Here is a 23,579-nt window from a genome sequence, read left to right as displayed (position 1 = left end):
ATTTTCAACGGTCACAGTGCCAGCCCACCTTCGCGAGCACCGTCAGCGACGGCGGCGATGCGGCCGTGGTACTTGTTACCGCCACGGTCGAAGACAACAGCCTCGACGCCTGCAGCCTTGGCACGCTCGGCAACGAGCTCGCCGACGCGCTTGGCCTTGGCAGTCTTGTCTCCGTCGAATGCGCGAAGGTCAGCTTCCAGGGTGGAAGCGTAAGCCACGGTTACACCCTTGCTGTCATCGACAACCTGAACGAATACGTGACGTGCCGAACGGTTGACGACCAGACGAGGACGTACAGCCGTACCGGTGATGCGCTTGCGGATACGAAGCTGGCGACGGCTGCGTGCAGCAGACTTGCTCTTGTTCGTACGCTTCTTGTTAATTGCGATGGCCATGGTTTACTTACCAGCCTTTCCGACCTTGCGGCGGATGACTTCGCCGGCGTAACGGACACCCTTGCCCTTGTAGGGGTCAGGCTTGCGCAGCTTGCGAATGTTGGCAGCAACCTCGCCGACCTGCTGCTTGTTGATACCCGCAACAGAGAGCTTGGTCGGACCCTCTACTACGAAGGTGATGCCTTCGGGTGCAGAGACGCTAACCGGGTGGCTGTAGCCCAGAGCGAACTCCAGGTCAGAACCCTTTGCCTGAACGCGGTAACCAGTACCAACGATTTCAAGCTTCTTCTCGTAGCCCTCGGTAACGCCCTGGATCATGTTGGCGATCAGGGTGCGGGTCAGGCCGTGCAGCGAACGCGAGTTGCGCTCGTCGTTCGGGCGGGTGACCGTGAGAGTGTTCTCTTCCAGGGAGACCTCGATCGGGCTGGCAACAGTGTGGCTCAGCTCGCCCTTGGAACCCTTGACGCTGATGACGGAGCCATCGAGCTTGACCTCAACTCCGGCAGGAACGGTGATGGGGAGACGTCCAATACGTGACATTATTCTCTTCCTTTCCCGTTACCAGACGTACGCGAGGACTTCGCCGCCCACGCCCTTCTTGCCGGCCTGCTTGTCAGTCAGGAGGCCGGAAGAGGTGGACAGGATTGCGATACCCAGGCCACCCAGCACGTGCGGCAGGTTGGTGGACTTCGCGTAAACGCGGAGGCCCGGCTTGGAGATGCGGCGGACGCCAGCGATGGAACGCTCGCGGTTCGGACCGAACTTCAGGTCGATGGTCAGCTTCTTGCCAACCTCGGCGTCTTCTTCCTTCCAGCCGGCAATGTAGCCTTCTGCCTTCAGGATGTCAGCAACGCGTGCCTTCAGTTTGCTGTACGGCATGGACACGGTGTCGTGGTATGCCGAGTTTGCATTGCGCAGACGCGTGAGCATGTCTGCGACAGGATCTGTCATAGTCATTTGGGCTATAGCCCTTCCTCGTACCGGTTTCCGTTGCGCTGGCTCTTAGGAGCCTGCGCAGACGGACCTGTCACGTAGTTAGTTTTCGGTCTTGAACGGGAAACCAAGCGCCTTGAGCAGCGCGCGGCCTTCGTCATCGGTCTTGGCGGTGGTGACGACCGTGATGTCCATACCGCGAACGCGGTCGATGGAGTCCTGGTCGATTTCGTGGAACATAACCTGCTCGGTCAGACCGAAGGTGTAGTTGCCGTTGCCATCGAACTGCTTGCCGTTGAGGCCGCGGAAGTCACGGATACGCGGCAGAGCCAGCGAAACCAGACGGTCCACGAATTCCCACATGCGGTCTCCACGCAGAGTTGCGTGTGCACCGATCGGCATGCCTTCGCGCAGCTTGAACTGTGCGATCGATTTGCGGGCCTTGGTTACCTGCGGCTTCTGGCCGGTGATCAGGGTGAGGTCGCGGACAGCGCCGTCGATCAGCTTGGAGTCCTTGGCGGCATCTCCAACACCCATGTTCACTACAACCTTCACCAGGCGGGGAACCTGGTTGACGTTCGCGTAGCTGAATTCGTCCTGCAGGGACTTCTTGATGGTCTCTGCGTACTTCGTCTTCAGACGCGGAACGATCTTTACTGGAGTCTCGAGAGTCTCAGTCATTAGATGTCCTTCCCGGTGGCCTTGGACACGCGGATACGGACGGTCTTGGTAGCGCCATCCTTCTCAACGGTGTCGAGACGGAAACCAACACGGGTCGGCTTCTTGGTCGACGGGTCAACCAAAGCAACGTTGGAAACGTGGATCGGGGCTTCAACAACCTCGATGCCACCGGTCTTGGTGCCGCGCTGCGACTGACCGACCTTGGTGTGCTTGGTGACGCGGTTGATTCCCTCTACCAGCACGCGGTTGGTGTCCGGGAATACGCGCAGGACCTTGCCCTGCTTGCCGCGGTCGCCGCCGCGTTCCTGCTTGGCGCCGGTGATGACCTGAACGAGGTCACCCTTCTTGATCTTAGCCATGGACTAAAGCACCTCCGGGGCCAGCGAAACGATCTTCATGAACTTCTTGTCGCGAAGTTCACGACCAACCGGGCCGAAGATACGGGTACCGCGGGGGTCACCGTCGTTCTTCAGGATCACAGCTGCGTTTTCGTCAAACTTGATGTAGGAACCATCCGCACGGCGGCGTTCCTTCTTGGTACGAACGATGACAGCCTTGACGACGTCACCCTTCTTTACGTTGCCGCCAGGGATAGCGTCCTTGACGGTAGCGACGATGACGTCGCCAATGCCTGCGTAGCGACGACCGGATCCACCGAGAACGCGAATGGTAAGGATTTCCTTAGCACCCGTGTTGTCGGCGACCTTGAGTCGCGACTCCTGCTGAATCAATTTTTACTCCTTGCGTCGCGCCGGTTCTCAGACCGAAATCATGCATACGGAATGAGCCTTGCGGAACGGTTGATCGGGGTGTCTCTTGACCTGCCTGGATTTTGCCAGTACAGGCCTAAACGCCCGTGCCACAAGCATCAGCTTCCCTTGCAGAAAACTCTGCGCGGGGCAGTATGCAGCGGCACGATTGTTTACGAGGTAGTTGATGACGCACAAGTGGCGCCATACAAACTCAATATCCTAGCACGTTTACGGCCTGATTCCGAAACGGCCGGAGATGCGGAAAGGCCCGCATTCCCGAAGGAATGCGGGCCTTCCCAGTGAACCCTGCCAGGCAAGCCTGACGTTGGATTTACTTGGCCTTTTCGAGGATCTCCACCAGACGCCACCGCTTGGTAGCGGAGAGCGGGCGGGTCTCAGAGATGAGAACGAGGTCGCCGATGCCGGCGGTGTTCTCTTCGTCGTGAGCCTTGATCTTCGAGGTGCGGCGAATAACCTTGCCGTACAGAGCGTGCTTCACGCGGTCTTCAACCTGAACAACGATGGTCTTTTCCATCTTGTCAGAGACAACGTAGCCGCGACGCGTCTTACGGTAACCGCGCTGTTCAGCGCTGGCTGCTGCTTCCGTCACAGTTTCCTTCTCGCTCACTTGGCGTCCTCTCCAGCTTCAACCTCGGCCTTTTCAGCCTTGGCAGCCTTCTTGGACTTCTTTTCTTCCTTGGCTTCCACAACCGGTGCGGCAACCTCGGCACGAATGCCCAGCTCGCGCTCACGGAGAACGGTGTAGATGCGTGCGATGTCCTTCTTTACCGCGCGCAGGCGACCGTGGTTCTCCAGCTGTCCGGTGGCGGACTGGAAACGCAGGTTGAACAGCTCTTCCTTGGACTTGCGGAGTTCTTCAACGAGACGCTCGTTGTCGAAACCGTCCAGCTGTGCGGGTGCGAGATCCTTCGACCCTACTGCCATTTCTATTCACCACCTTCGCGACGCACAATGCGTGCCTTCAACGGGAGCTTGTGGATTGCCAGGCGCAGGGCCTCGCGAGCTACCTCTTCATTGACACCGGAGAGTTCGAAGAGAACCCGGCCCGGCTTGACGTTTGCGACCCACCATTCCGGAGAACCCTTACCGGAACCCATGCGGGTTTCAGCAGGCTTCTTCGTCAGCGGACGGTCCGGGTAGATGTTGATCCAGACCTTACCGCCACGCTTGATGTGGCGGGTCATCGCGATACGAGCGGACTCGATCTGACGGTTCGTCACGTATGCCGGGCTCAGGGCCTGGATACCGTACTCACCGAAGCTGACCTTGGTGCCGCCCGTAGCAGCGCCGGAACGACCCGGGTGGTGCTGCTTACGGTGCTTGACTCGACGTGGGATAAGCATTTAAGCCTGTCCTCCTTCTGCTGCCGGAGCAGCAGCTTCAGCGGCCGGTGCTTCAACGGCAGCGGGTGCTGCCTCAGCTGCCGGACGGTCGTTACGACGACGGCGGTCGCCACCCGGGCGGCCCGGACGGTCTCCTGCACGGCCACGGGACGGAGCAGCAGCTGCCTGCTGAGCCAGTTCCTTGGCAGTTACGTCACCCTTGTAGATCCAAACCTTCACACCGATACGGCCGAAGGTGGTCTTGGCTTCGTAGAAGCCGTAGTCGATGTTCGCACGGAGGGTGTGCAGGGGCACACGGCCTTCGCGGTAGAACTCCGAGCGGGACATTTCTGCGCCACCCAGACGACCCGAGCAAGCAACACGGATGCCCTTGGCACCCGCACGCTGTGCGGACTGCATTGCCTTCTTCATCGCGCGGCGGAACGCCACGCGGGAAGTGAGCTGCTCTGCGATGCCCTGGGCAACAAGCTGGGCTTCCATCTCGGGGTTCTTGACCTCGAGGATGTTCAGCTGAACCTGCTTGCCGGTGAGCTTTTCGAGCTCGCCACGGATGCGGTCTGCTTCGGCGCCGCGGCGGCCGATAACGATACCCGGGCGTGCCGTGTGGATATCCACGCGGACACGGTCACGGGTACGCTCGATCTCGACCTTGGCGATGCCGGCGCGCTCCATGCCGGTGGACATGAGCTGACGGATCTTGATGTCCTCGCGGACGAAGTCCTTGTAGCGCTGTCCGGGCTTGGTGCTGTCAGCGAACCAGTGCGAAACGTGGTCGGTGGTGATGCCGAGTCGGAACCCGTGCGGGTTTACTTTCTGTCCCACTTAGCGAGCCTCCTCTTTCTCCGGGGTTGCGACGACCACGGTGATGTGGCTGGTCCGCTTCCTAATGCGGTAGGCGCGGCCTTGGGCACGCGGCTGGAACCGCTTCATGGTCGGGCCTTCATCAACGAATGCTTCGCTGATGAACAGGTCGCTGTCGTCGAATGCAACGCCGTCACGGTCCGCGAGGACGCGTGCGTTGGCCATTGCCGACTGAAGTACCTTGAATACCGGCTCCGAAGCTGCCTGGGGGGCAAACTTCAGAATTGCCAGAGCCTCATTCGCTTGCTTACCACGAACAAGGTTGACGACGCGCCGGGCCTTCATAGGCGTTACGCGGATGTGACGCGCAATAGCCTTGGCTTCCATTGCTTTCCTTCTCTCGTCTAAGACGTAAGGTCAGGCGCCTAGCGGCGCTTGCCCTTACGGTCGTCCTTAACATGGCCGCGGAATGTCCGCGTGGGAGCGAATTCGCCGAGCTTGTGCCCGACCATCGACTCAGTGACAAACACCGGGATGTGCTTGCGTCCGTCGTGTACGGCGATCGTGTGCCCGAGCATGTCGGGGATGATCATCGAACGGCGGGACCAGGTCTTGATGACGTTCTTGGTGCCCTTATCGTTTTCCCGTGCGACCTTCACAAAGAGGTGCTGGTCAACGAAAGGACCTTTTTTCAGGCTGCGTGGCATGTGTCCAGGCTCCTATCGCTTGTTCTTGCCAGTACGGCGGCGACGAACAATAAGCTTGTCGCTCTCTTTGTTCGGACGGCGGGTACGGCCCTCGGGCTTGCCGTTCGGGTTAACCGGGTGACGTCCACCGGAAGTCTTACCTTCACCACCACCGTGCGGGTGGTCAACCGGGTTCATGGCTACACCACGGACAGTCGGGCGAACGCCCTTCCAGCGCATACGGCCGGCCTTGCCCCAGTTGATGTTCGACTGCTCGGCGTTGCCGACCTCGCCGACAGTTGCGCGGCAGCGCACGTCAACGTTGCGGATTTCGCCGGAGGGCAGACGCAGCTGTGCGAAGCGGCCTTCCTTGGCAACGAGCTGTACCGAAGCACCTGCGGAACGTGCCATCTTGGCGCCGCCACCCGGACGCAGTTCAACTGCGTGGATTACGGTACCAACCGGGATGTTGCGCAGCGGCAGGTTGTTGCCCGGCTTGATGTCAGCGTCAGGACCAGCCTCGACGAAGTCACCCTGGGACAGCTTGTTAGGAGCGATGATGTAACGCTTGGTGCCATCAACGTAGTGCAGGAGTGCGATGCGAGCCGTACGGTTCGGGTCGTACTCGATTTCGGCAACGCGGGCGTTGATGCCGTCCTTGTCGTGACGACGGAAGTCGATCAGACGGTACTGGCGCTTGTGCCCACCACCCTTGTGACGGGTGGTGATCTTACCGGAGTTGTTACGGCCGCCAGTCTTGTGCAGCGGACGCAGCAACGACTTTTCCGGAGTCGATCGCGTGATTTCAGCAAAGTCGGCTACGCTCGAGCCACGACGGCCCGGGGTAGTCGGCTTGTATTTACGGATTCCCATAATTTATTTCCTCGTTAAAGTGGTCTCCGCTACGCGAGCGGACCGCCGAAGATGTCGATTGTGCCTTCTTTGAGGGTGACAATTGCACGCTTGGTGCTCTTGCGCTGTCCCCAGCCGAATTTGGTGCGCTTGCGCTTACCGGCACGGTTGATGGTGTTGATCGAGTCAACTTTGACCGAGAAGATCTTCTCAACGGCCAGCTTGATCTCGGTCTTGTTCGAGCGAGGGTCCACCAGGAAGGTGTACTTGCCTTCGTCGATCAGACCGTAGCTCTTTTCCGATACGACGGGTGCAAGCACGACGTCGCGCGGGTCCTTGATGGTGGTTACGCTCACTTGGAGGCCTCCTCGTTCTTTGCCTTGTCAGCGACGAACGCCTCGAAAGCAGCCTTGGTGAAGACCACGTCGTCGGAGACAAGCACGTCGTAGGTGTTCAGCTGATCTGCGTACAGAACGTGAACATCCTGGAGGTTGCGCACGGACAGTGCAGCAACATCGTTGGCGCGCTCGATTACGACGAGCAGGTTCTTGCGCTCAGTGACGGAGCGCAGCGAAGCCAGTGCGTCCTTGGCGGACGGCTTGGTGCCGGCTACCAGTTCAGCGATGACGTGGATGCGGCCGTTGCGGGCGCGGTCAGACAGGGCGCCGCGGAGTGCAGCAGCCTTCATCTTCTTGGGGGTGCGCTGGCTGTAGTCACGAGGGGTCGGACCGTGGACAACGCCACCGCCGGTCATGTGAGGAGCACGGATGGAACCCTGACGGGCGCGGCCGGTACCCTTCTGCTTGAACGGCTTGCGACCTGCACCGGAAACCTCGGCGCGGGTCTTCGTCTTGTGGGTACCCTGGCGTGCAGCAGCGAGCTGTGCGACGACGACCTGGTGCAGCAGCGGCACGTTGGTCTGGACGTCGAAGATCTCTGCAGGCAGGTCTACCTTGACAGTGCTAGTCATTGAACTAGGCTCCCTTCACGGCGGTGCGTACGAGTACGACCTGGCCGCGGGCACCGGGAACGGCACCCTTGATAAGGAGCAGCGACTTCTCAACGTCAACAGCGTGAACCGTGAGGTTCAGCGTGGTGTGACGCTCGGCGCCCATGCGGCCGGCCATTTTCAGGCCCTTGAAGACGCGGCTCGGGGTGGATGCGCCACCGATGGAGCCAGGCTTACGGTGGTTCTTGTGGGCACCGTGGGAAGCGCCAACGCCGTGGAAGCCGTGACGCTTCATAACACCGGCGAAGCCCTTACCCTTTGAGGTGCCGACGACGTCGATCTTCTGGCCGGCTTCGAAGATCTCAACAGAGAGCTCCTGGCCCAGCTCGTAGGATGCGGCGTCTGCGGTACGCAGTTCGACGACGTGGCGGCGAGGGGTAACGCCAGCCTTTTCAAAGTGACCAGCCAGCGGCTTGGTGACCTTGCGGGGGTCGATCTGGCCGTAGCCGATCTGGACGGCGACGTAGCCATCGACATCTGCGTTGCGCAGCTGCGTGATGACGTTGGAGTCAGCCTGGACGACAGTTACCGGGATGAGCTTGTTGTTCTCGTCCCAGACCTGGGTCATGCCGAGCTTCGTGCCCAGCAGGCCCTTTACGTTACGGGTTGCGGTCATAGTCTCTCAGCACCTCCCTAGAGCTTGATTTCGATGTTCACGTCTGCGGGCAGGTCGAGACGCATAAGCGAGTCAACAGCCTTCGGCGTGGGGTCGATGATGTCGATCAGACGCTTGTGAGTACGCATTTCGAAGTGCTCACGGCTGTCCTTGTACTTGTGAGGAGAGCGAATAACGCAGTAAACGTTCTTCTCCGTGGGCAGCGGCACCGGGCCGACTACCGTTGCGCCTGCGCGCGTGACCGTCTCAACGATCTTCCGCGCTGAAACATCAATGACCTCGTGGTCATATGACTTCAGCCGGATGCGGATTTTTTGTCCCGCCATGTCGCCTGACTCTCTTTCAGCTAGTGCTGCTCTAGTTAGGGCTGCTCTGTTTACTTACCTGTTGATGTGGCCGCCGAGGCGTTTGAGGTATTACCACCACACGCCGCACAAGCTGAATCCGGATATTCCGGGTTCCTCAACCTGCCGGCGCACCGACCCCCGCGGTCGGGCGTGTCGCGATTTCCACGCAGACTCGACCGCATTCCATGGGGTTCAGGGTTATGTTTGGGCTTCAACCTGGACCCTGACACCCGGCATTATCCGGATCGGGACACGAAGAAGCGCTTGAACAACTCATCCAGTATGGCGGAAATATAGGGTAAAGGCCAATCGGGCCTCCCACGCCATTGCCCGGCGGCCTGCGGCTGAGGAAGATTGGGGCATGACCGTCCAGGATTCGGGCTCCGTGGAAGATCTTGCCGCACGTCTGCGTCCTGGTTTCACACTGGGTGTCGCGGCGGCGGCATTCCAGATCGAGGGATCGCTGACCGCTGATGGCCGCGGGCCATCCGCTTGGGATGCGTTCGCGGAAAAGCCAGGAGCAATTTTCGACGGCGGCTCTCCCACCTTGGCGTGCGATCACTACAACCGCTCGGATGAAGACATTGCCCTGATGCAGGAGCTGGGCGTCGACTCGTACCGGTTCTCGCTCTCCTGGCCCCGCATCCAGCCCGGTGGCAAGGGTGCGGTGAACCAGAGGGGACTGGATTTTTACGACCGGCTCATCGATAAACTCCTGGCCGCGGGCATCTCCCCCATGACCACCCTGTTCCATTGGGATACCCCGCTTGAACTGGAGCACGCAGGCGGCTGGATGAACCGGGACACGGCCCAGCGCTTCGCCGTTTATTGCACCGCAGCTGCTGAGCGCTTTGGAGATCGCGTAGCCCAGTGGGTCACCCTGAATGAGCCGGTCTCCGTCACTCTGCAGGGGTATGCTCTGGGGGTCCATGCTCCAGGACGACAACTGCTGTTCGATGCTCTTCCTGCAGCCCACCACCAACTCCTTGGGCATGGATTGGCTGTGCAAGCGCTCCGAACCGCTGGCGTGAAAGGGCAAATCGGGATATCCAATATGCACTCCCCCGTCCGGGCCGCCACCAACAGTCTTCCCGACCGCCTGATGGCCCAAGCCTTTGACCACATTCTTAATCGCATCTATGCGGACGCGGTGCTTCTGGGCGAATATCCCAAGCCTCCCTTTGCCATGAAGCCATGGTTTCGGTCTTTAGGCACCGTGGAGGACGGTGACATGGCCACGATCTGCCAACCCTTGGACTTCTACGGCCTGAACTATTACTACCCCGTCAAGGTGGCCGCGGGCCCGGGGCCAGCCGAGATCCCCACCGGAACGTCCACTGAGATGACCAAAGTGCCCTTCCATCTGGCTGCCTACCAGGAGTACGAAACCACTGGATTCGGTTGGCCTGTGGCGCCGGAACACCTGGCGTTGGTACTCCGGGAATTGAAGGACCGCTATGGGGACGCACTCCCCCCTGTTTTCATTACCGAAGGCGGAGCCAGCTTCCCGGAACCTGCCCACGTTGATGGGCCCGTCCAGGACACCAACAGGATTTCCTACCTGGCAGAGCACTTGGGCCACGCCCTGACAGCCACAGGGCCCGGAGGCATCGCTGGCGATGTGGACCTGCGCGGCTATTACGTCTGGACCTTGTTGGACAACTTCGAGTGGGCGGCCGGCTACTCCCAGCGTTTCGGATTGGTCCATGTGGACTTCGAATCCTTGGAACGTACCCCGAAGGAATCGTTTTACTGGTTGCGTGCACTGGCGCGCGCACGCAGCCACGAACACTGACCCGAGCATGGCACGGGCAGGTTAAATCAAGCAGCCTTCAAGGCTGCCCTATTGGTTCTTGTTGGCGCGCCTAATGCGCTTGGCACGCTCGATCTCATTCCGAAAGTTCTTGCGGCCCCAGATAACACCGCCGCCGATGGCGGCGATGATTGCCAGGAAGATCAGGAATTCCATGGTGCGCTCCTCTCCGTAGACTGCAACATTATCGGATTCTGTCCTGAGTCCGCTCCGCTTGCATATCGTCGGGATCCCCACCGGGAGCCGGGGCGTGGCCGCTTGTTGCCGGCCTGCGGTTCAAACGCCACACAGCCAGCACTATCAGTGCCACAGCCACGAGGGCCAGCATGGCGAAGGCGTAGGAGCGCAGCGCCCACATGACGCTTAATGCGACACCGGCAGCGCCCCACCAGACGATCACCCGTTCGGCCACCAGCACGCCCAGGATAAGGAGCACCACGTGCGCCACCAGGACATAAAGATGTTGCGGGGATGTACCGCCCACAATGATTCCCAAGGACGATAGTGACAGGGCGCCAGCAGCAATGCAGAGCCTGAGGAGACCATCGGTCCGCTGTTTCCTTATGTAGCGCAGTCCTGCTAGAACAACACCGGTAACGACATACCACTGTGCGGCCCAGAACCAATCCGGCCTGGCCCCGTCCACAAACAGCAGCGCGCGTTGCAAGGCAGCGACGGCGACCAAGCCCGCCAGCTCTGCGGCCAACCACTTGCTGTGGGGAGCCTCAACAACCACCAGCACGCCTGTAGCCACCACCAGGACGAATCCCAGCATGGACGTTTCATCACGTAGAACCCCGGCTGCGGCTGACACCGCAAGTCCGGCCGCCGACGCCGCAAGCAACGCGTTCCGCCGCCACACCTCGCCGGCGATTGCCTCCCTCCCCAGTAGCTTTGCGGAATAGAGGAACACAAAAGTACCAACGCCTCCCACCAGCCAGGGCGCGTAGTTGCCCCAGACACTCGGCGCCATACCCTCCAGCAAGCCGTCGCCAACGGGTATGGCACCCAGCAGCACGGACGGTGCCGCAGCAGCGTAAAGGGCGGGCATCTGCTCCAGGTGCGAGGCAACGAAGAGCACCACGGCCAACACGAGCAAGGACAACCCTGCGAGGGAGACGGACACTCCCACCGCCAGCAGGCCGCCGGCGAAAACGAAGAATAGCGCGGACACCAGCCAGAACCAGCGATCCGTACTGTGCACAACGCCAGCGAGACCGGCCCGCGCGGTTTTCCGGAACACGATCCGGAAAGCCACCATCGCGGCGCCCAATGCGAGCAAGACAACCGGCACCTGCGCCTTGGCCAGCAACGGTTGGTGGAGCCATGTCTCAGCAGGGAAGGCGAAGGCCGGGCCACACGCAAACGCAATCGCTGCTGCCGCTGCAACGCCAAGATATTGGGATCCCCGCGCACTCATGAAGCGCCACGTCAACGCAGCTGCGGCCGGGACGAGGGCCAACTGCAAGATCACCAGCCAACGGCCACCGCCGTCGTAATTTCCTTCGAGCAGGTAGACCAGCGGCAACAGGAGCTGTGCACCCAGTGCAGCCCATGCCGTTGGCCGCTGAAAGGCGACATCGACGGCACGCTTGCGCAGGAACAGCGTTATGGCATGCTGCCCCATGAGGACCACGGCCAGCGCTATGTGCACGGCCGCCGGTGAGTCTGTCAGGTCTGCGACGGTCACCACGATGAAACCGGCGGCCAGAACCCGCAGGCCCATCAAGTATCCGCCCCGGACCAGGCGGGTACGGGCGGCGCCCATCATGAAAGCGCAGTACGCCGCGAAGACACCCAGCAGAATTTCAATGTCCGTTACGTGTGCAAGGCGTAAGGGCAGCAGAAGCACCAACGCGGCCGGCGCAAACAGCCAGGCACCACGCTGAGCCCGCATTATCACACCACAGAGAACCGCCGCAATCGCCGCTGCCACAGCACTCGCACCCGGCTGCCATCCAACCCGCTCCATGCCCTCCCCCAAATACGCGCCGAAAGTCAGGACCACAGCCCCCACCAGCATCACAGCGAGCACTGTTCCGGCGTCGACCGTTGAAGCACGGGGGAACCGGCGCCTGCTGACTGCCAGCAACGGAATGCAGAGTTGTGCGGCTGCCACTGTTATCACCAAAAGCGGAATCGATGGCATCTCGCCGGCAACGCGAAAGGTCCAGCCGGACGTCATCGCGTCGGCGTAGGCTGATCCTGCCAACAGCGTTCCGGCTGCCCGGGAGAGCCACCAATAGCCCTGACGATGGAGTGGAGCCGCGAGACGCAACGCGGACGCGGCACAGTAGGCAACGGCCACCAGAAGCACCACATTGCCCAAAGCCCGGGACACGCTGGCTGCGGCTACCAGGCCTGTTATCAGCATCGTGACCGGGGCAAGGACCTCACTCATGGTCGGCCGCCATACATCGGCAACCGGTGCCCGCAGCAGGGTGGCCGGAAATATCAACAAGCCGGAGGCTACCCCGGCCGACAGAACCAGAAGCAGTGACGCAGCAACCACTGGTCGTCCTGCGGCGTCGTCCAATGCCGGCAGGACCATCAGCCCTGCCAGCGCAGCGCCACCAAACCCGGCCAGCGACGCTTGCGGGGCGAGCAGCAGGACTCCCCCGCGGACCAAAATTGCGTTCACTGCCTGCTGCGCGCCCGCCGCTGCCACGAATGCCGCCAGGGTTAGGGCGGCCCTGTCCGGGTGGCCCTCCAATGCACCTGCAACCATGGCCGGTACAGCGAGTGTTACGGCAAGCCGCCCTGCGAAGATCAACTGTAGGCGGTAGTCCGCCGGCCTAACGGCCGCGCGGAGGAACCAATACAGCCCGGCAGAGGCGAGCAGCAGGGAAACAGGCCATGCTCCAAGGAAACCGATGAAGGGGATGCCCACCACGGCCACAGCGCCCGGCGCGAACTCTGTGCCGTGGCCGAGCTTCCAGCCAAGGACCATGGCGGTCAGCATCGCTACGGACAATGGCAGGTAGTCCTGGATGTCGAACCGGCCCACGCCGAGGAGCACTGTGAGGATGGCAGCTATGACCAACTGCAAGCCCAAGCAGGACACAGCGTCATTCCACCAAGTGCGCGGGGCCAGCTTCTCGGCCGCGAAGGCTACTCCCAGGGATTGAACGCCCAAGCAGATGATGGCTGCGAGCATCACGGTGCTGACATCGGCTGAAATGTCCCAGATCAGGCCAAGCAACGCCAGGGTAAGCGCTGCACGCGCTGAGTAGTAGTGCCGGAGCCTGTATCTGGACCTCGGTACCAAGACCATGACGGCGAAATAGGTACCGCACATCAGCATGACCAAGGCGTATTCCCCCTTGGACAAGAGGTGCGGCGTTAAGGAGACAGCCAGTGCTACGAATGGAACAACGAAGGGGTGCAGCAGCATCAGCGGCCGGACGTAGAGGGGCGGCAACCAACGGGGACGGAGAAGTGATGCCACCGTCATCAGGATGGCGACGCCGATCAGGGAGGTGAAGTACCAGACCAATGCGCCACCGAGGATGGACACCCCGGACCACGCCGTGGACACCACGAAGCTCAGGGACAGGAACGCCAGGACCTTGTTATCCAGCCGAACGGCGGTGTAAGCGTAGGCGATAGTACCGAGCAGCGACGTCACCAGCCATGCAGCGGGACCGTTGTGCAGCACGAAGTTGTACATCGCCAGACCGGTGACGGGGACGAGGGCAAGCCCCGTTCCGACAAAGGCAATCGCCGCTGGGCGCAAGCGCGGCACCTTGGCGTGGATGATCAATCCTGAGGTATAGAACAACGCCGTGATGAACCAAATGCCCGCGAACCGGAAGAGCTCCGGCAGGCTTGTTCCCACAAACAGAGCCCCTGCGGCCACCAGCAAGAGACTGGCGACGTAGAGGGTGATGTTGATGTTCTGCTGATCGCGTTTGGCTTTGCGGGCTGCGGCTTCTGCAGGGTTCTCCCTCTGAACGGGAGGCTGCTGAACGCGCAGGGGCGGCTGCCGGACAGGGCCGGCCGCTGGTGGTGCGACGGCTAATGGTGGTGCGAAGACTGGTAGTGGTGCTACGGCAGGTGGTGGCGTACTGTGCGGCGCCGGAAGCCGCATCGGCGACTGGATGTAGGCCGGACGCGACAGCGTACTTGCCGGCGGTGCGGACGTAGCGGGCGCCGTTTGTGGGCCTGCCCGGAAATGCTTCGCCTCAGCATCCCGCCACCCTGCCACATGTCCGGCGAGATAACCCTCGCGATATCCACCCGCCTCTGGCCCCACAGCACGTGACACCCGGGCAGCCGCCTTGCGCCCCCGCGTCACACCGACGGCATAGCTGACCACAATGGCAATGATCAGCAACATCATCACTACGAATGCATTCACGGGAGCTCCTTGGCTTCGTCGGACACAGCCCAATGCGGGCTTTATCCATTCGATAGATAAATAATAGCAAAGAAGAGCCCCACCGCCGAAGCGGTGGGGCTCTCTTTGCGTAACTACCGGCTGGGCCGGAAGGTCACTGACCTACAAGTAGAAACTACTTGATGATGCTGGTGACACGTCCCGAACCAACGGTGCGGCCGCCTTCGCGGATAGCGAAGCCGAGGCCCTCTTCCATAGCGATCGGCTGGATGAGCGCAACGGTCATCTCAGTGTTGTCGCCAGGCATAACCATTTCCGTGCCTTCCGGCAGGGTGATAACGCCGGTTACGTCCGTGGTACGGAAGTAGAACTGCGGACGGTAGTTGGAGTAGAACGGGTTGTGACGTCCGCCTTCGTCCTTGGAAAGGATGTAGACGTTAGCCTCGAAGTCGGTGTGCGGGGTGATGGAACCCGGCTTGACGACAACCTGGCCACGCTCGACATCGTCGCGCTTGAGACCGCGGAGCAGGAGGCCACAGTTCTCGCCGGCCCATGCTTCGTCGAGCTGCTTGTGGAACATCTCGATACCGGTAACCGTGGTCTTCTGGATCGGGCGGATGCCAACGATCTCAACCTCGGAGTTGATGGCGAGGGTTCCACGCTCGGCGCGGCCCGTAACAACGGTGCCACGGCCGGTGATCGTGAAGACGTCTTCGATCGGCATCAGGAACGGCTTGTCGCGGTCACGTACGGGGTCCGGAACGGACTCGTCGACAGCTGCCATCAGGTCCTGGACGGACTTGACCCAAACCGGGTCGCCTTCCAGAGCCTTCAGACCGGAAACGCGAACAACCGGAGCCTCATCGCCATCGAAGCCCTGCGAGCTCAGGAGCTCACGAACTTCCATTTCGACGAGGTCGAGGAGTTCTTCGTCATCAACCATGTCGGACTTGTTCAGTGCGACCAGCAGGTAGGGAACACCAACCTGGCGGGCGAGCAGAACGTGCTCACGGGTCTGAGCCATCGGACCATCGGTTGCAGCAACCACGAGGATTGCGCCGTCCATCTGGGCAGCACCGGTGATCATGTTCTTGATGTAGTCAGCGTGACCCGGGGCGTCTACGTGTGCGTAGTGGCGCTTCTCGGTCTGGTACTCCACGTGGGAGATGTTGATGGTAATACCGCGCTGGCGCTCTTCCGGAGCAGAGTCGATCGACGCGAAGTCGCGCTGCTCGTTGAGATCCGGGTACTGGTCGTACAGCACCTTGGAAATGGCGGCAGTCAGCGTCGTCTTACCGTGGTCAACGTGACCAATGGTGCCGATGTTGACGTGCGGCTTAGTCCGCTCGAACTTTGCCTTTGCCACAGGTTCCTCCTAGAACGATTTCAAGTGAAGTGCTCCTCGGCCGCGCTTTTCGCGGCAGAAACTTTAGCAAGTCTACTTGGGGGCTTGGTTTTGGTGAAATTGCAGATTCAGGAACCAATGATAGTTCCTCGAGCCTGTTTGCGCAGGGGCCGGGCCGCGGCTCTCGCCGCAGCCCCACCTCATACGCTCAGATGCCTTCCCGATACCGGAATTGCATCCGTTACCGGGAGATTACTCGCCGCGGGTTTTCTGGATGATCTCGTCGGCAACTGCCTTCGGGACCTCGGCGTAGCTGTTGAACGTCATGGAGTACACAGCACGGCCCTGGGTCTTGGACCGCAGGTCGCCGATGTAACCGAACATGCCGGACAGCGGAACGTGTGCACGGATAACCTTCACACCTGCTGCGTCTTCCATGGACTGCATCTGGCCACGACGGGCGTTCAGGTCACCAATAACATCACCCATGTATTCCTCGGGTGTGCGGACCTCAACATCCATCAGCGGTTCAAGCAGAACAGGGTTCGCCTTGCGTGCAGCTTCCTTGAAAGCCATACGGCCGGCGATCTTGAACGCCATTTCCGAAGAGTCAACATCGTGGGACGCGCCGTCAATCAGCGTGGCCTTGATGCCGACAACCGGGTAACCGGCCAGGACGCCGTCGTTCAGTGCATCCTGGATACCAGCGTCAACGGACGGGATGTATTCGCGCGGAACGCGGCCACCAGTGACCTTGTTCTCGAACGCGTACAGCTCGCCGGAAGCGGTGTCCATGGGCTCGATCGCGATCTGGATCTTTGCGAACTGACCCGAACCACCGGTCTGCTTCTTGTGCGTGTAGTCAAGGCGCTCGACGGCGCGCTTGATGGTTTCGCGGTAAGCAACCTGCGGCTTGCCAACGTTTGCCTCGACCTTGAATTCGCGGCGCATGCGGTCCACCAGGATGTCCAGGTGGAGCTCGCCCATGCCGGCGATGATGGTCTGGCCCGTGTCTTCGTTGAGGGAGACCTGGAAGGTCGGGTCCTCAGCGGAGAGCTTCTGGATGGCCGTGGAGAGCTTCTCCTGGTCACCCTTGGTGTTGGGCTCGATCGCAACAGAGATCACGGGCTCCGGGAAGCTCATGGACTCGAGGACGATCTGGTTGTTGGCATCACACAGGGTGTCGCCCGTGGTGGTGTCCTTCAGACCGATGGCTGCGTAGATGTGGCCGGCGGTAGCGCCCTCAACAGGCATTTCCTTGTTGGCGTGCATCTGGAACAGCTTGCCGATACGTTCCTTCTTGCCCTTGGTGGAGTTGACCACCTGGGCGCCTGCCTCAACGTGACCGGAGTACACGCGGACGAAGGTCAGCTGTCCGAAGAACGGGTGCGCAGCAATCTTGAAGGCGAGGGCCGAGAACGGCTCGTCGGCAGACGGCTTGCGGGTGAGTTCCTTCTCTTCGTCGCGGGGATCGTGACCGATCATCGGCGGGACGTCGAGCGGGTTCGGCAGGAAGTCAACAACAGCGTCAAGCATCGGCTGGACACCGCGGTTCTTGAAGGCAGAACCACAGAAGACCGGGTAGAGCTCAGAGTTGATGGTCATCTTGCGGATGCCGGCTTTGATCTCTTCGAGGGTGAGTTCTTCACCCTCGAGGTACTTCTCCATGAGCTCTTCGGAAGCCTCGGCCACAGTCTCAACGAGCTGTGCACGGTACTCTTCGGCCTTGGCCTGGAGGTCCGCCGGGATTTCCTGCACTTCGTAGGAAGCGCCCATGGTGACGTCACCCTTTGCATCGCCAGGCCAAACCAGGGCGCGCATTTCGAGGAGGTCTACAACACCGATGAAGTCGTTCTCGGCGCCGATGGGGAGCTGCATAACCAACGGCTTGGCACCAAGGCGGGAGATGATGGTGTCTACGGTGAAGTAGAAGTCAGCACCCAGCTTGTCCATCTTGTTGACGAAGCAGATACGCGGAACGTTGTACTTGTCAGCCTGGCGCCAAACAGTCTCGGACTGCGGCTCCACGCCTTCCTTGCCGTCGAACACTGCAACTGCACCGTCGAGGACGCGCAGGGAGCGCTCAACCTCAACCGTGAAGTCAACGTGGCCCGGGGTGTCAATGATGTTGATCTGGTTCTTGTCCCAGAAGCAAGTCACGGCGGCAGACGTGATGGTGATGCCGCGTTCCTTTTCCTGTTCCATCCAGTCAGTCGTCGAAGCACCGTCGTGCGTCTCGCCGATCTTGTGGTTCACACCCGTGTAGAACAGGATGCGCTCGGTAGTGGTGGTCTTGCCGGCATCGATGTGGGCCATGATGCCGATGTTGCGGACCTTATTAAGGTCGGTAAGCACGTCCTGTGCCACGGGGTCTCCCTTTCGGATGGACTACACGTTCGCCGCCGGCTCAGTGAGCCGGCGGCGTCCGGAAAGTTTTTACCAGCGGTAGTGTGCGAAGGCCTTGTTGGACTCGGCCATCTTGTGGGTGTCTTCGCGACGCTTCACAGCGGCACCAAGACCATTGGAGGCATCCAGGATTTCGTTCTGGAGGCGCTCGGTCATGGTCTTCTCCCGGCGGGCCTTGGAGTAGCCCACGAGCCAACGCAGAGCGAGGGCGGTGGAGCGGCCCGGCTTGACCTCAACCGGAACCTGGTAGGTGGCGCCACCAACACGGCGTGAACGCACCTCGAGGGAAGGCTTGACGTTGTCCATGGCCTTCTTGAGAGCGGCAACGGGGTCGCCGCCGGACTTGGCACGTGCACCTTCGAGTGCACCGTAAACGATGCGCTCTGCGGTGGACTTCTTGCCGTCAACAAGAACCTTGTTGATCAGCTGAGTGACCAACGGGGAGCCGTAAACGGGATCGGAAACTAGCGGCCGCTTCGGGGCCGGACCCTTGCGAGGCATATTACTTCTTCTCCATCTTTGCGCCGTAACGGCTGCGGGCCTGCTTGCGGTTCTTTACACCCTGGGTGTCAAGTGCGCCGCGGACGATCTTGTAGCGGACACCCGGAAGGTCCTTCACACGACCACCACGAACGAGCACGATGGAGTGCTCCTGGAGGTTGTGGCCAACACCGGGGATGTAAGCGGTAACTTCCACGCCACCGTTGAGGCGCACACGTGCCACCTTACGAAGAGCCGAGTTCGGCTTCTTGGGGGTGGTGGTGTAAACGCGGGTGCAAACACCGCGGCGCATCGGGCTGCCCTTCAGCGCGGGAGCCTTGGTCTTGGAGACCTTCGGCGTGCGGCCCTTGCGGACCAGCTGGTTAATCGTAGGCACTTTCGTGTTCTCCGTTGTTTGATCTCTGCTCCCACACACAGGCGCCAGCCGGTGTAAACGTGGGAACTTTGGCGTTGCTCGTGCAGCCGGCCGAAACTCCGGTAGGCGTGCAAAAGTGCGGCATTCGTTGCGCATGTTGCCCGCAACCCGGAAACAGGCTCCACCCAGCACCATGAGAACAAAACCAAAATGATGCTGCGGCGGCCTTCATCCACTGCCACACAGAACAATTACCAAAAGTCTAGCACGGCTTGATCTGGCGCCTTAATCGGGTGTATGGAGGCCGACGGCGCACGTTGGCTCCCGCCGTCGGCCGCCGCTCCCCCGGGTCGCCTCACCAGACGGCGTTAACGGGTCAGGCCCCGCACTCGAAAGTGCGGGGCCTGACCGTCAAAGCTCTGACTGCCGCTTTTAGCGGAAGTCGTTGCCGAGATCGTAGTCATCCAACGGGATGGCGTGGAACTCAGGAGCGCCGTCGCCACCCAGTGCGTCATAGGAGAAGTCGGTGAAAGCGCTGGGGCCCGTGAACAGGCTTGCCTTTGCTTCTTCCGTCGGCTCCACAGTGACCTCTGTGTAGCGGGGCAGACCCGTACCAGCCGGGATGAGCTTACCGATGATGACGTTTTCCTTGAGGCCGAGCAGAGGATCGCTCTTGCCTTCCATGGCCGCCTGCGTCAGGACGCGGGTGGTTTCCTGGAAGGAAGCTGCCGACAACCAGGACTCGGTAGCCAAGGAAGCCTTGGTGATACCCATGAGTTCCGGACGACCCGAAGCCGGGGACTTGCCCTCGGATACGACGCGGCGGTTCTCGTCCTCGAAGCGGGCGCGCTCTGCAAGCTCACCGGGGAGCAGGTCGGAGTCGCCGGATTCGATGACGGTCACGCGGCGGAGCATCTGGCGGACGATAACCTCGACGTGCTTGTCGTGGATACCAATACCCTGGCTGCGGTAAACGCCCTGAACCTCGTCCACAAGGAACTTCTGTGCGGCACGGGGGCCCATGATGCGCAGAACCTGCTTCGGGTCCACCGGACCGTTGATCAGCTTCTGGCCGACGCTGACGTGATCGCCATCTTCAATGAGGAGACGTGAACGGCGCAGCACGGGGTAGGCAATCTCTTCGGAACCATCGTCCGGAGTGATGACCAGGCGCATCTGACGCTCGGACTCTTCGATGGTGATGCGGCCGGCTGCTTCAGCAATCGGTGCGACACCCTTCGGAGTACGGGCTTCGAAGAGCTCCTGGATACGGGGCAGACCCTGGGTGATGTCGTCGCCACCACCAGCAGAAACAGCACCACCGGTGTGGAACGTACGCATGGTCAGCTGGGTACCGGGCTCACCGATGGACTGTGCGGCGATAATGCCCACGGCCTCGCCGATGTCCACGGTCTTGCCCGTAGCCAACGAACGGCCGTAGCACAGCGCACAGGTGCCCACCTTGGACTCACAGGTGAGTACGGAGCGGACCTTGACCTCAGTGATGCCTGCAGCCAGCAGCTGGTCGATGACGACGTCGCCGCAGTCGGTGCCGCCGGCAGCCAGGACGTTGCCCTGGGCATCGACGACGTCGACAGCCAGCGTACGTGCGTAGGCGCTGTTCTCGACGTTTTCGTCCAGAACCAGTTCACCGTTGGAATCCGGTACAGCGATCGGGGTCAGCAGACCACGCTCAGTGCCACAGTCTTCTTCGCGAACGATGACGTCCTGCGAAACGTCCACCAGACGACGGGTCAGGTAACCCGAGTTGGCGGTACGCAGAGCGGTATCGGCCAGACCCTTACGGGCACCGTGCGTGGCGATGAAGTATTCCAGAACCGACAGGCCCTCACGGTAGGAGGACTTGATCGGGCGAGGAATGATCTCACCCTTCGGGTTGGCCACAAGACCACGGATACCCGCGATCTGGCGGACCTGCATCCAGTTACCACGTGCACCGGAGGACACCATGCGGTTGATGGTGTTCATCGGGGACAGGCTGTCGCGCATCGCCTGGGCGATCTCGTTGGTTGCCTTGTTCCAGATCTCGATCAGTTCCTGGCGACGCTCGTCGTCGTCGATCAGGCCCTTGTCGTACTGGCCCTGGATCTTGGCAGCCATAGCCTCGTAACCGGCGAGGATACCCGGCTTGGAAGCCGGAACCTCGATGTCCGAGATAGCAACCGTGACACCCGAACGGGTGGCCCAGTAGAAACCGGCATCCTTCAGGTTATCCAGCGTTGCGGCCGTCACAACCTTCGGGTAGCGCTCAGCGAGGTCGTTGACGATCCGGGAGAGTTCGCCCTTGTCGGCAACAGCCTCAACCCACGGGTAATCCTCGGGCAGCGTCTGGTTGAAGATGACCTGGCCCAGGGAGGTCTGGACGAGAGCCGGCTGACCGGGCTCCCAACCTTCCGGAGCTTCCCAACCGGCGTACGGCACGAAGTCGTCCAGGCGGATCTTGACCTGGGAGTTCAGGTGCAGGTCACGGGCGTCGTACGCCATGATCGCTTCCGAAACCGAGGAGAAGATACGGCCTTCGCCGGCAGAGCCGACGCGCTTGGTGGTCAGGTGGTACAGGCCGATGATCATATCCTGCGAAGGCAGGGTCACCGGACGGCCATCGGACGGCTTCAGGATGTTGTTCGAGGACAGCATCAGGATGCGGGCTTCGGCCTGGGCTTCCGGGCTCAGCGGCAGGTGGACTGCCATCTGGTCGCCGTCGAAGTCAGCGTTGAAGGCGCCACAAACCAGCGGGTGAAGCTGGATTGCCTTGCCTTCCACAAGCTGCGGTTCGAAGGCCTGGATGCCGAGACGGTGCAGGGTAGGTGCACGGTTGAGCAGCACCGGGTGTTCGGTGATGATCTCTTCCAGCACGTCCCAAACCTGCGGACGGTAGCGCTCAACCATGCGCTTTGCCGACTTGATGTTCTGGGCGTGGTTGAGGTCAACCAGGCGCTTCATCACGAACGGCTTGAAGAGCTCCAGGGCCATCTGCTTGGGCAGACCACACTGGTGCAGCTTCAGCTGCGGGCCGACGACGATGACCGAACGGCCGGAGTAGTCAACACGCTTGCCGAGGAGGTTCTGGCGGAAACGACCCTGCTTGCCCTTGAGCATGTCGCTCAGGGACTTCAGCGGACGGTTGCCCGGACCCGTGACGGGACGGCCACGACGGCCGTTGTCGAAGAGGCTGTCAACAGCTTCCTGAAGCATGCGCTTCTCGTTGTTGACGATGATCTCCGGAGCACCGAGGTCAAGCAGTCGCTTGAGTCGGTTGTTGCGGTTGATCACACGACGGTAGAGGTCGTTGAGGTCGGAGGTCGCGAAGCGGCCACCATCCAACTGGACCATCGGGCGCAGTTCCGGCGGGATCACCGGGACGGCGTCCAGAACCATGCCGAGGGGGCTGTTGTTGGTGGTCAGGAACGCGTTGACAACCTTCAGTCGCTTCAGGGCACGCGTCTTACGCTGGCCCTTGCCGTTCTGGATGGTGTCGCGCAGTGACTCGGCCTCTGCCTGCATGTCGAAGGTCTCAAGACGCTTCTTGATGGCTTCGGCACCCATGGAGCCTTCGAAGTACAGGCCGTAGCGGTCCCGCAGTTCGCGGTAAAGGCCTTCGTCGCCTTCAAGGTCAGCGACCTTGAGGTTCTTGAAGCGGTCCCAAACCTGCTCAAGGCGCTCGATGTCGGCGTCGGCACGCTTGCGGACATTCGCCATCTGGCGGTCAGCAGAGTCGCGGGCCTTCTTCTTGTCGGCAGCCTTGGCGCCTTCGCCTTCAAGACGTGCAAGCTCGTCTTCAAGGTCGCGGGCGATCGTGGCGATGTCGCTGTCGCGGTTGTCCACCATCTGCTTCTTCTCGAGGTCATGCTCAACCTGGAGGTTCGGCAGTTCTGCGTGACGGCTTTCGGTGTCGACGCTGGTGATCATGTAGGCAGCGAAGTAAATGACCTTCTCAAGGTCCTTCGGTGCCAGGTCCAGAAGGTAGCCCAAGCGCGAGGGAACGCCCTTGAAGTACCAGATGTGGGTTACAGGCGCAGCCAGCTCAATGTGGCCCATGCGCTCACGGCGCACCTTGGCGCGGGTGACTTCAACGCCACAACGCTCGCAGATGATGCCCTTGAAGCGGACGCGCTTGTACTTGCCGCAGTAGCATTCCCAGTCGCGGGACGGGCCGAAGATCTTCTCGCAGAAGAGGCCGTCCTTCTCGGGCTTGAGCGTGCGGTAGTTGATGGTTTCCGGCTTCTTGACCTCACCGTAAGACCATCCGCGGATGTCTTCCGCGGTGGCGAGGCCGATCTGCATGAGGCCGAAGGAGGATTCGCTGGACATATGGTCCCTGTTCTCTCTTGTTCTCTAAATTCTGAAGTCTTGGTTACGGGAA

The 23,579-nt window shown here is 61.0% G+C and carries 25 protein-coding genes; 1 reads left to right on the top strand and 24 read right to left on the bottom strand.

Annotated elements, in window-relative coordinates; all coding sequences use genetic code 11:
* Nucleotides 1-11 precede the first annotated feature (11 nt).
* The 17 genes from rplR to rpsJ all read right to left on the bottom strand — a co-directional run bounded on the left by rplR (nucleotide 12) and on the right by rpsJ (nucleotide 8,415).
* Nucleotides 12-395, bottom strand: coding sequence for a 50S ribosomal protein L18 (gene rplR, locus BMY91_RS02400; protein ID WP_089595796.1), 384 nt, complete (start codon nucleotides 393-395; stop codon nucleotides 12-14).
* A 3-nt stretch (nucleotides 396-398) separates the two neighbouring features.
* Nucleotides 399-935 carry a 50S ribosomal protein L6 gene (gene rplF / locus BMY91_RS02395; RefSeq protein WP_090817769.1) on the bottom strand — a complete coding sequence of 179 codons (537 nt, stop codon included), beginning with the start codon at nucleotides 933-935 and terminating at the stop codon, nucleotides 399-401.
* Between the two features lie 18 nt (nucleotides 936-953).
* The gene (rpsH, locus tag BMY91_RS02390) at nucleotides 954-1,352 is read right to left on the bottom strand and encodes a 30S ribosomal protein S8 (RefSeq protein WP_011775584.1); all 399 of its coding nucleotides are present in this window, start codon (nucleotides 1,350-1,352) and stop codon (nucleotides 954-956) included.
* Between the two features lie 78 nt (nucleotides 1,353-1,430).
* A complete protein-coding gene (gene rplE / locus BMY91_RS02385) occupies nucleotides 1,431-2,009 on the bottom strand; it encodes a 50S ribosomal protein L5 (protein ID WP_011775585.1) in 579 nt (192 codons plus the stop codon).
* Nucleotides 2,009-2,368 carry a 50S ribosomal protein L24 gene (gene rplX, locus BMY91_RS02380; RefSeq protein ID WP_062073171.1) on the bottom strand — a complete coding sequence of 120 codons (360 nt, stop codon included), beginning with the start codon at nucleotides 2,366-2,368 and terminating at the stop codon, nucleotides 2,009-2,011. Before rplX ends, rplE begins: the two co-directional genes overlap by 1 nt.
* A 3-nt stretch (nucleotides 2,369-2,371) precedes the next feature.
* Nucleotides 2,372-2,740 carry a 50S ribosomal protein L14 gene (gene rplN / locus BMY91_RS02375; RefSeq protein ID WP_003803789.1) on the bottom strand — a complete coding sequence of 123 codons (369 nt, stop codon included), beginning with the start codon at nucleotides 2,738-2,740 and terminating at the stop codon, nucleotides 2,372-2,374.
* Nucleotides 2,741-3,092: 352 nt separating this feature from the next.
* Nucleotides 3,093-3,389, bottom strand: a complete 297-nt coding sequence (rpsQ, locus tag BMY91_RS02370; RefSeq protein ID WP_011775587.1) for a 30S ribosomal protein S17 — start codon at nucleotides 3,387-3,389, stop codon at nucleotides 3,093-3,095.
* Nucleotides 3,386-3,706, bottom strand: a complete 321-nt coding sequence (gene rpmC / locus BMY91_RS02365) for a 50S ribosomal protein L29 (protein WP_014922387.1) — start codon at nucleotides 3,704-3,706, stop codon at nucleotides 3,386-3,388. The genes rpsQ and rpmC overlap by 4 nt, the downstream gene beginning before the upstream one ends.
* Before the next feature lie 2 nt (nucleotides 3,707-3,708).
* Nucleotides 3,709-4,125 carry a 50S ribosomal protein L16 gene (rplP, locus tag BMY91_RS02360; protein WP_003803795.1) on the bottom strand — a complete coding sequence of 139 codons (417 nt, stop codon included), beginning with the start codon at nucleotides 4,123-4,125 and terminating at the stop codon, nucleotides 3,709-3,711.
* Complete coding sequence (gene rpsC, locus BMY91_RS02355) at nucleotides 4,126-4,947, bottom strand: 30S ribosomal protein S3 (RefSeq protein WP_011775589.1); 822 nt, start codon at nucleotides 4,945-4,947, stop codon at nucleotides 4,126-4,128.
* On the bottom strand, nucleotides 4,948-5,313 hold the full coding sequence (gene rplV / locus BMY91_RS02350; RefSeq protein ID WP_090817766.1) for a 50S ribosomal protein L22: 366 nt from the start codon (nucleotides 5,311-5,313) through the stop codon (nucleotides 4,948-4,950). It lies immediately after the preceding gene.
* Between the two features lie 38 nt (nucleotides 5,314-5,351).
* On the bottom strand, nucleotides 5,352-5,633 hold the full coding sequence (rpsS, locus tag BMY91_RS02345) for a 30S ribosomal protein S19 (RefSeq protein WP_011775591.1): 282 nt from the start codon (nucleotides 5,631-5,633) through the stop codon (nucleotides 5,352-5,354).
* 12 nt (nucleotides 5,634-5,645) lie between these two features.
* Nucleotides 5,646-6,485 (bottom strand): 50S ribosomal protein L2, encoded by an 840-nt coding sequence (rplB, locus tag BMY91_RS02340; RefSeq protein WP_011775592.1) that lies wholly within the window; start codon nucleotides 6,483-6,485, stop codon nucleotides 5,646-5,648.
* Between the two features lie 29 nt (nucleotides 6,486-6,514).
* Nucleotides 6,515-6,820, bottom strand: coding sequence for a 50S ribosomal protein L23 (gene rplW / locus BMY91_RS02335; RefSeq protein WP_011775593.1), 306 nt, complete (start codon nucleotides 6,818-6,820; stop codon nucleotides 6,515-6,517).
* Nucleotides 6,817-7,434 carry a 50S ribosomal protein L4 gene (gene rplD / locus BMY91_RS02330; RefSeq protein ID WP_089595800.1) on the bottom strand — a complete coding sequence of 206 codons (618 nt, stop codon included), beginning with the start codon at nucleotides 7,432-7,434 and terminating at the stop codon, nucleotides 6,817-6,819. The genes rplW and rplD overlap by 4 nt, the downstream gene beginning before the upstream one ends.
* Before the next feature lie 4 nt (nucleotides 7,435-7,438).
* Entirely contained in the window at nucleotides 7,439-8,089 is a 651-nt protein-coding gene (gene rplC, locus BMY91_RS02325) for a 50S ribosomal protein L3 (RefSeq protein WP_018776685.1), read from the bottom strand.
* 17 nt (nucleotides 8,090-8,106) lie between these two features.
* A complete protein-coding gene (gene rpsJ, locus BMY91_RS02320) occupies nucleotides 8,107-8,415 on the bottom strand; it encodes a 30S ribosomal protein S10 (protein ID WP_003803825.1) in 309 nt (102 codons plus the stop codon).
* Nucleotides 8,416-8,797: 382 nt separating this feature from the next.
* Between rpsJ and BMY91_RS02315 the strand changes: the two genes are divergently transcribed.
* Nucleotides 8,798-10,231, top strand: a complete 1,434-nt coding sequence (locus BMY91_RS02315) for a GH1 family beta-glucosidase (RefSeq protein WP_090817763.1) — start codon at nucleotides 8,798-8,800, stop codon at nucleotides 10,229-10,231.
* A 48-nt stretch (nucleotides 10,232-10,279) separates the two neighbouring features.
* On the opposite strand, the gene BMY91_RS23345 is transcribed toward BMY91_RS02315, so the two are convergent.
* The 7 genes from BMY91_RS23345 to BMY91_RS02285 all read right to left on the bottom strand — a co-directional run bounded on the left by BMY91_RS23345 (nucleotide 10,280) and on the right by BMY91_RS02285 (nucleotide 23,527).
* Nucleotides 10,280-10,405 (bottom strand): hypothetical protein, encoded by a 126-nt coding sequence (locus BMY91_RS23345; RefSeq protein WP_256212527.1) that lies wholly within the window; start codon nucleotides 10,403-10,405, stop codon nucleotides 10,280-10,282.
* A gap of 28 nt (nucleotides 10,406-10,433) precedes the next feature.
* Nucleotides 10,434-14,609, bottom strand: a complete 4,176-nt coding sequence (locus tag BMY91_RS02310) for a hypothetical protein (protein WP_090817757.1) — start codon at nucleotides 14,607-14,609, stop codon at nucleotides 10,434-10,436.
* 154 nt (nucleotides 14,610-14,763) lie between these two features.
* Complete coding sequence (tuf, locus tag BMY91_RS02305) at nucleotides 14,764-15,954, bottom strand: elongation factor Tu (protein WP_011775598.1); 1,191 nt, start codon at nucleotides 15,952-15,954, stop codon at nucleotides 14,764-14,766.
* 231 nt (nucleotides 15,955-16,185) lie between these two features.
* Nucleotides 16,186-18,300 (bottom strand): elongation factor G, encoded by a 2,115-nt coding sequence (fusA, locus tag BMY91_RS02300; RefSeq protein ID WP_011775599.1) that lies wholly within the window; start codon nucleotides 18,298-18,300, stop codon nucleotides 16,186-16,188.
* Between the two features lie 69 nt (nucleotides 18,301-18,369).
* Nucleotides 18,370-18,840: a 30S ribosomal protein S7 gene (rpsG, locus tag BMY91_RS02295; RefSeq protein ID WP_003803829.1), complete on the bottom strand. Its 471-nt coding sequence runs from the start codon at nucleotides 18,838-18,840 to the stop codon at nucleotides 18,370-18,372.
* 1 nt (nucleotide 18,841) lies between these two features.
* The gene (gene rpsL / locus BMY91_RS02290) at nucleotides 18,842-19,216 is read right to left on the bottom strand and encodes a 30S ribosomal protein S12 (protein ID WP_009358312.1); all 375 of its coding nucleotides are present in this window, start codon (nucleotides 19,214-19,216) and stop codon (nucleotides 18,842-18,844) included.
* A gap of 411 nt (nucleotides 19,217-19,627) precedes the next feature.
* Entirely contained in the window at nucleotides 19,628-23,527 is a 3,900-nt protein-coding gene (locus BMY91_RS02285; protein WP_090817755.1) for a DNA-directed RNA polymerase subunit beta', read from the bottom strand.
* Nucleotides 23,528-23,579 lie beyond the last annotated feature (52 nt).

This window comes from Arthrobacter sp. yr096 (genome assembly GCF_900108925.1).
GTDB lineage: Bacteria > Actinomycetota > Actinomycetes > Actinomycetales > Micrococcaceae > Arthrobacter.
This window is presented reverse-complemented; position numbering and strand designations above follow the sequence as displayed.

Coding starts and splice junctions, on each gene's coding strand:
- rplR (WP_089595796.1), bottom strand. CDS start 395: ATGGCCATCGCAATTAACAAGAAGCGTACGAACAAGAGCAAGTCTGCT.
- rplF (WP_090817769.1), bottom strand. CDS start 935: ATGTCACGTATTGGACGTCTCCCCATCACCGTTCCTGCCGGAGTTGAG.
- rpsH (WP_011775584.1), bottom strand. CDS start 1,352: ATGACTATGACAGATCCTGTCGCAGACATGCTCACGCGTCTGCGCAAT.
- rplE (WP_011775585.1), bottom strand. CDS start 2,009: ATGACTGAGACTCTCGAGACTCCAGTAAAGATCGTTCCGCGTCTGAAG.
- rplX (WP_062073171.1), bottom strand. CDS start 2,368: ATGGCTAAGATCAAGAAGGGTGACCTCGTTCAGGTCATCACCGGCGCC.
- rpmC (WP_014922387.1), bottom strand. CDS start 3,706: ATGGCAGTAGGGTCGAAGGATCTCGCACCCGCACAGCTGGACGGTTTC.
- rplP (WP_003803795.1), bottom strand. CDS start 4,125: ATGCTTATCCCACGTCGAGTCAAGCACCGTAAGCAGCACCACCCGGGT.
- rplV (WP_090817766.1), bottom strand. CDS start 5,313: ATGGAAGCCAAGGCTATTGCGCGTCACATCCGCGTAACGCCTATGAAG.
- rpsS (WP_011775591.1), bottom strand. CDS start 5,633: ATGCCACGCAGCCTGAAAAAAGGTCCTTTCGTTGACCAGCACCTCTTT.
- rplB (WP_011775592.1), bottom strand. CDS start 6,485: ATGGGAATCCGTAAATACAAGCCGACTACCCCGGGCCGTCGTGGCTCG.
- rplD (WP_089595800.1), bottom strand. CDS start 7,434: ATGACTAGCACTGTCAAGGTAGACCTGCCTGCAGAGATCTTCGACGTC.
- rplC (WP_018776685.1), bottom strand. CDS start 8,089: ATGACCGCAACCCGTAACGTAAAGGGCCTGCTGGGCACGAAGCTCGGC.
- rpsJ (WP_003803825.1), bottom strand. CDS start 8,415: ATGGCGGGACAAAAAATCCGCATCCGGCTGAAGTCATATGACCACGAG.
- BMY91_RS02315 (WP_090817763.1), top strand. CDS start 8,798: ATGACCGTCCAGGATTCGGGCTCCGTGGAAGATCTTGCCGCACGTCTG.
- BMY91_RS23345 (WP_256212527.1), bottom strand. CDS start 10,405: ATGGAATTCCTGATCTTCCTGGCAATCATCGCCGCCATCGGCGGCGGT.
- rpsG (WP_003803829.1), bottom strand. CDS start 18,840: ATGCCTCGCAAGGGTCCGGCCCCGAAGCGGCCGCTAGTTTCCGATCCC.
- BMY91_RS02285 (WP_090817755.1), bottom strand. CDS start 23,527: ATGTCCAGCGAATCCTCCTTCGGCCTCATGCAGATCGGCCTCGCCACC.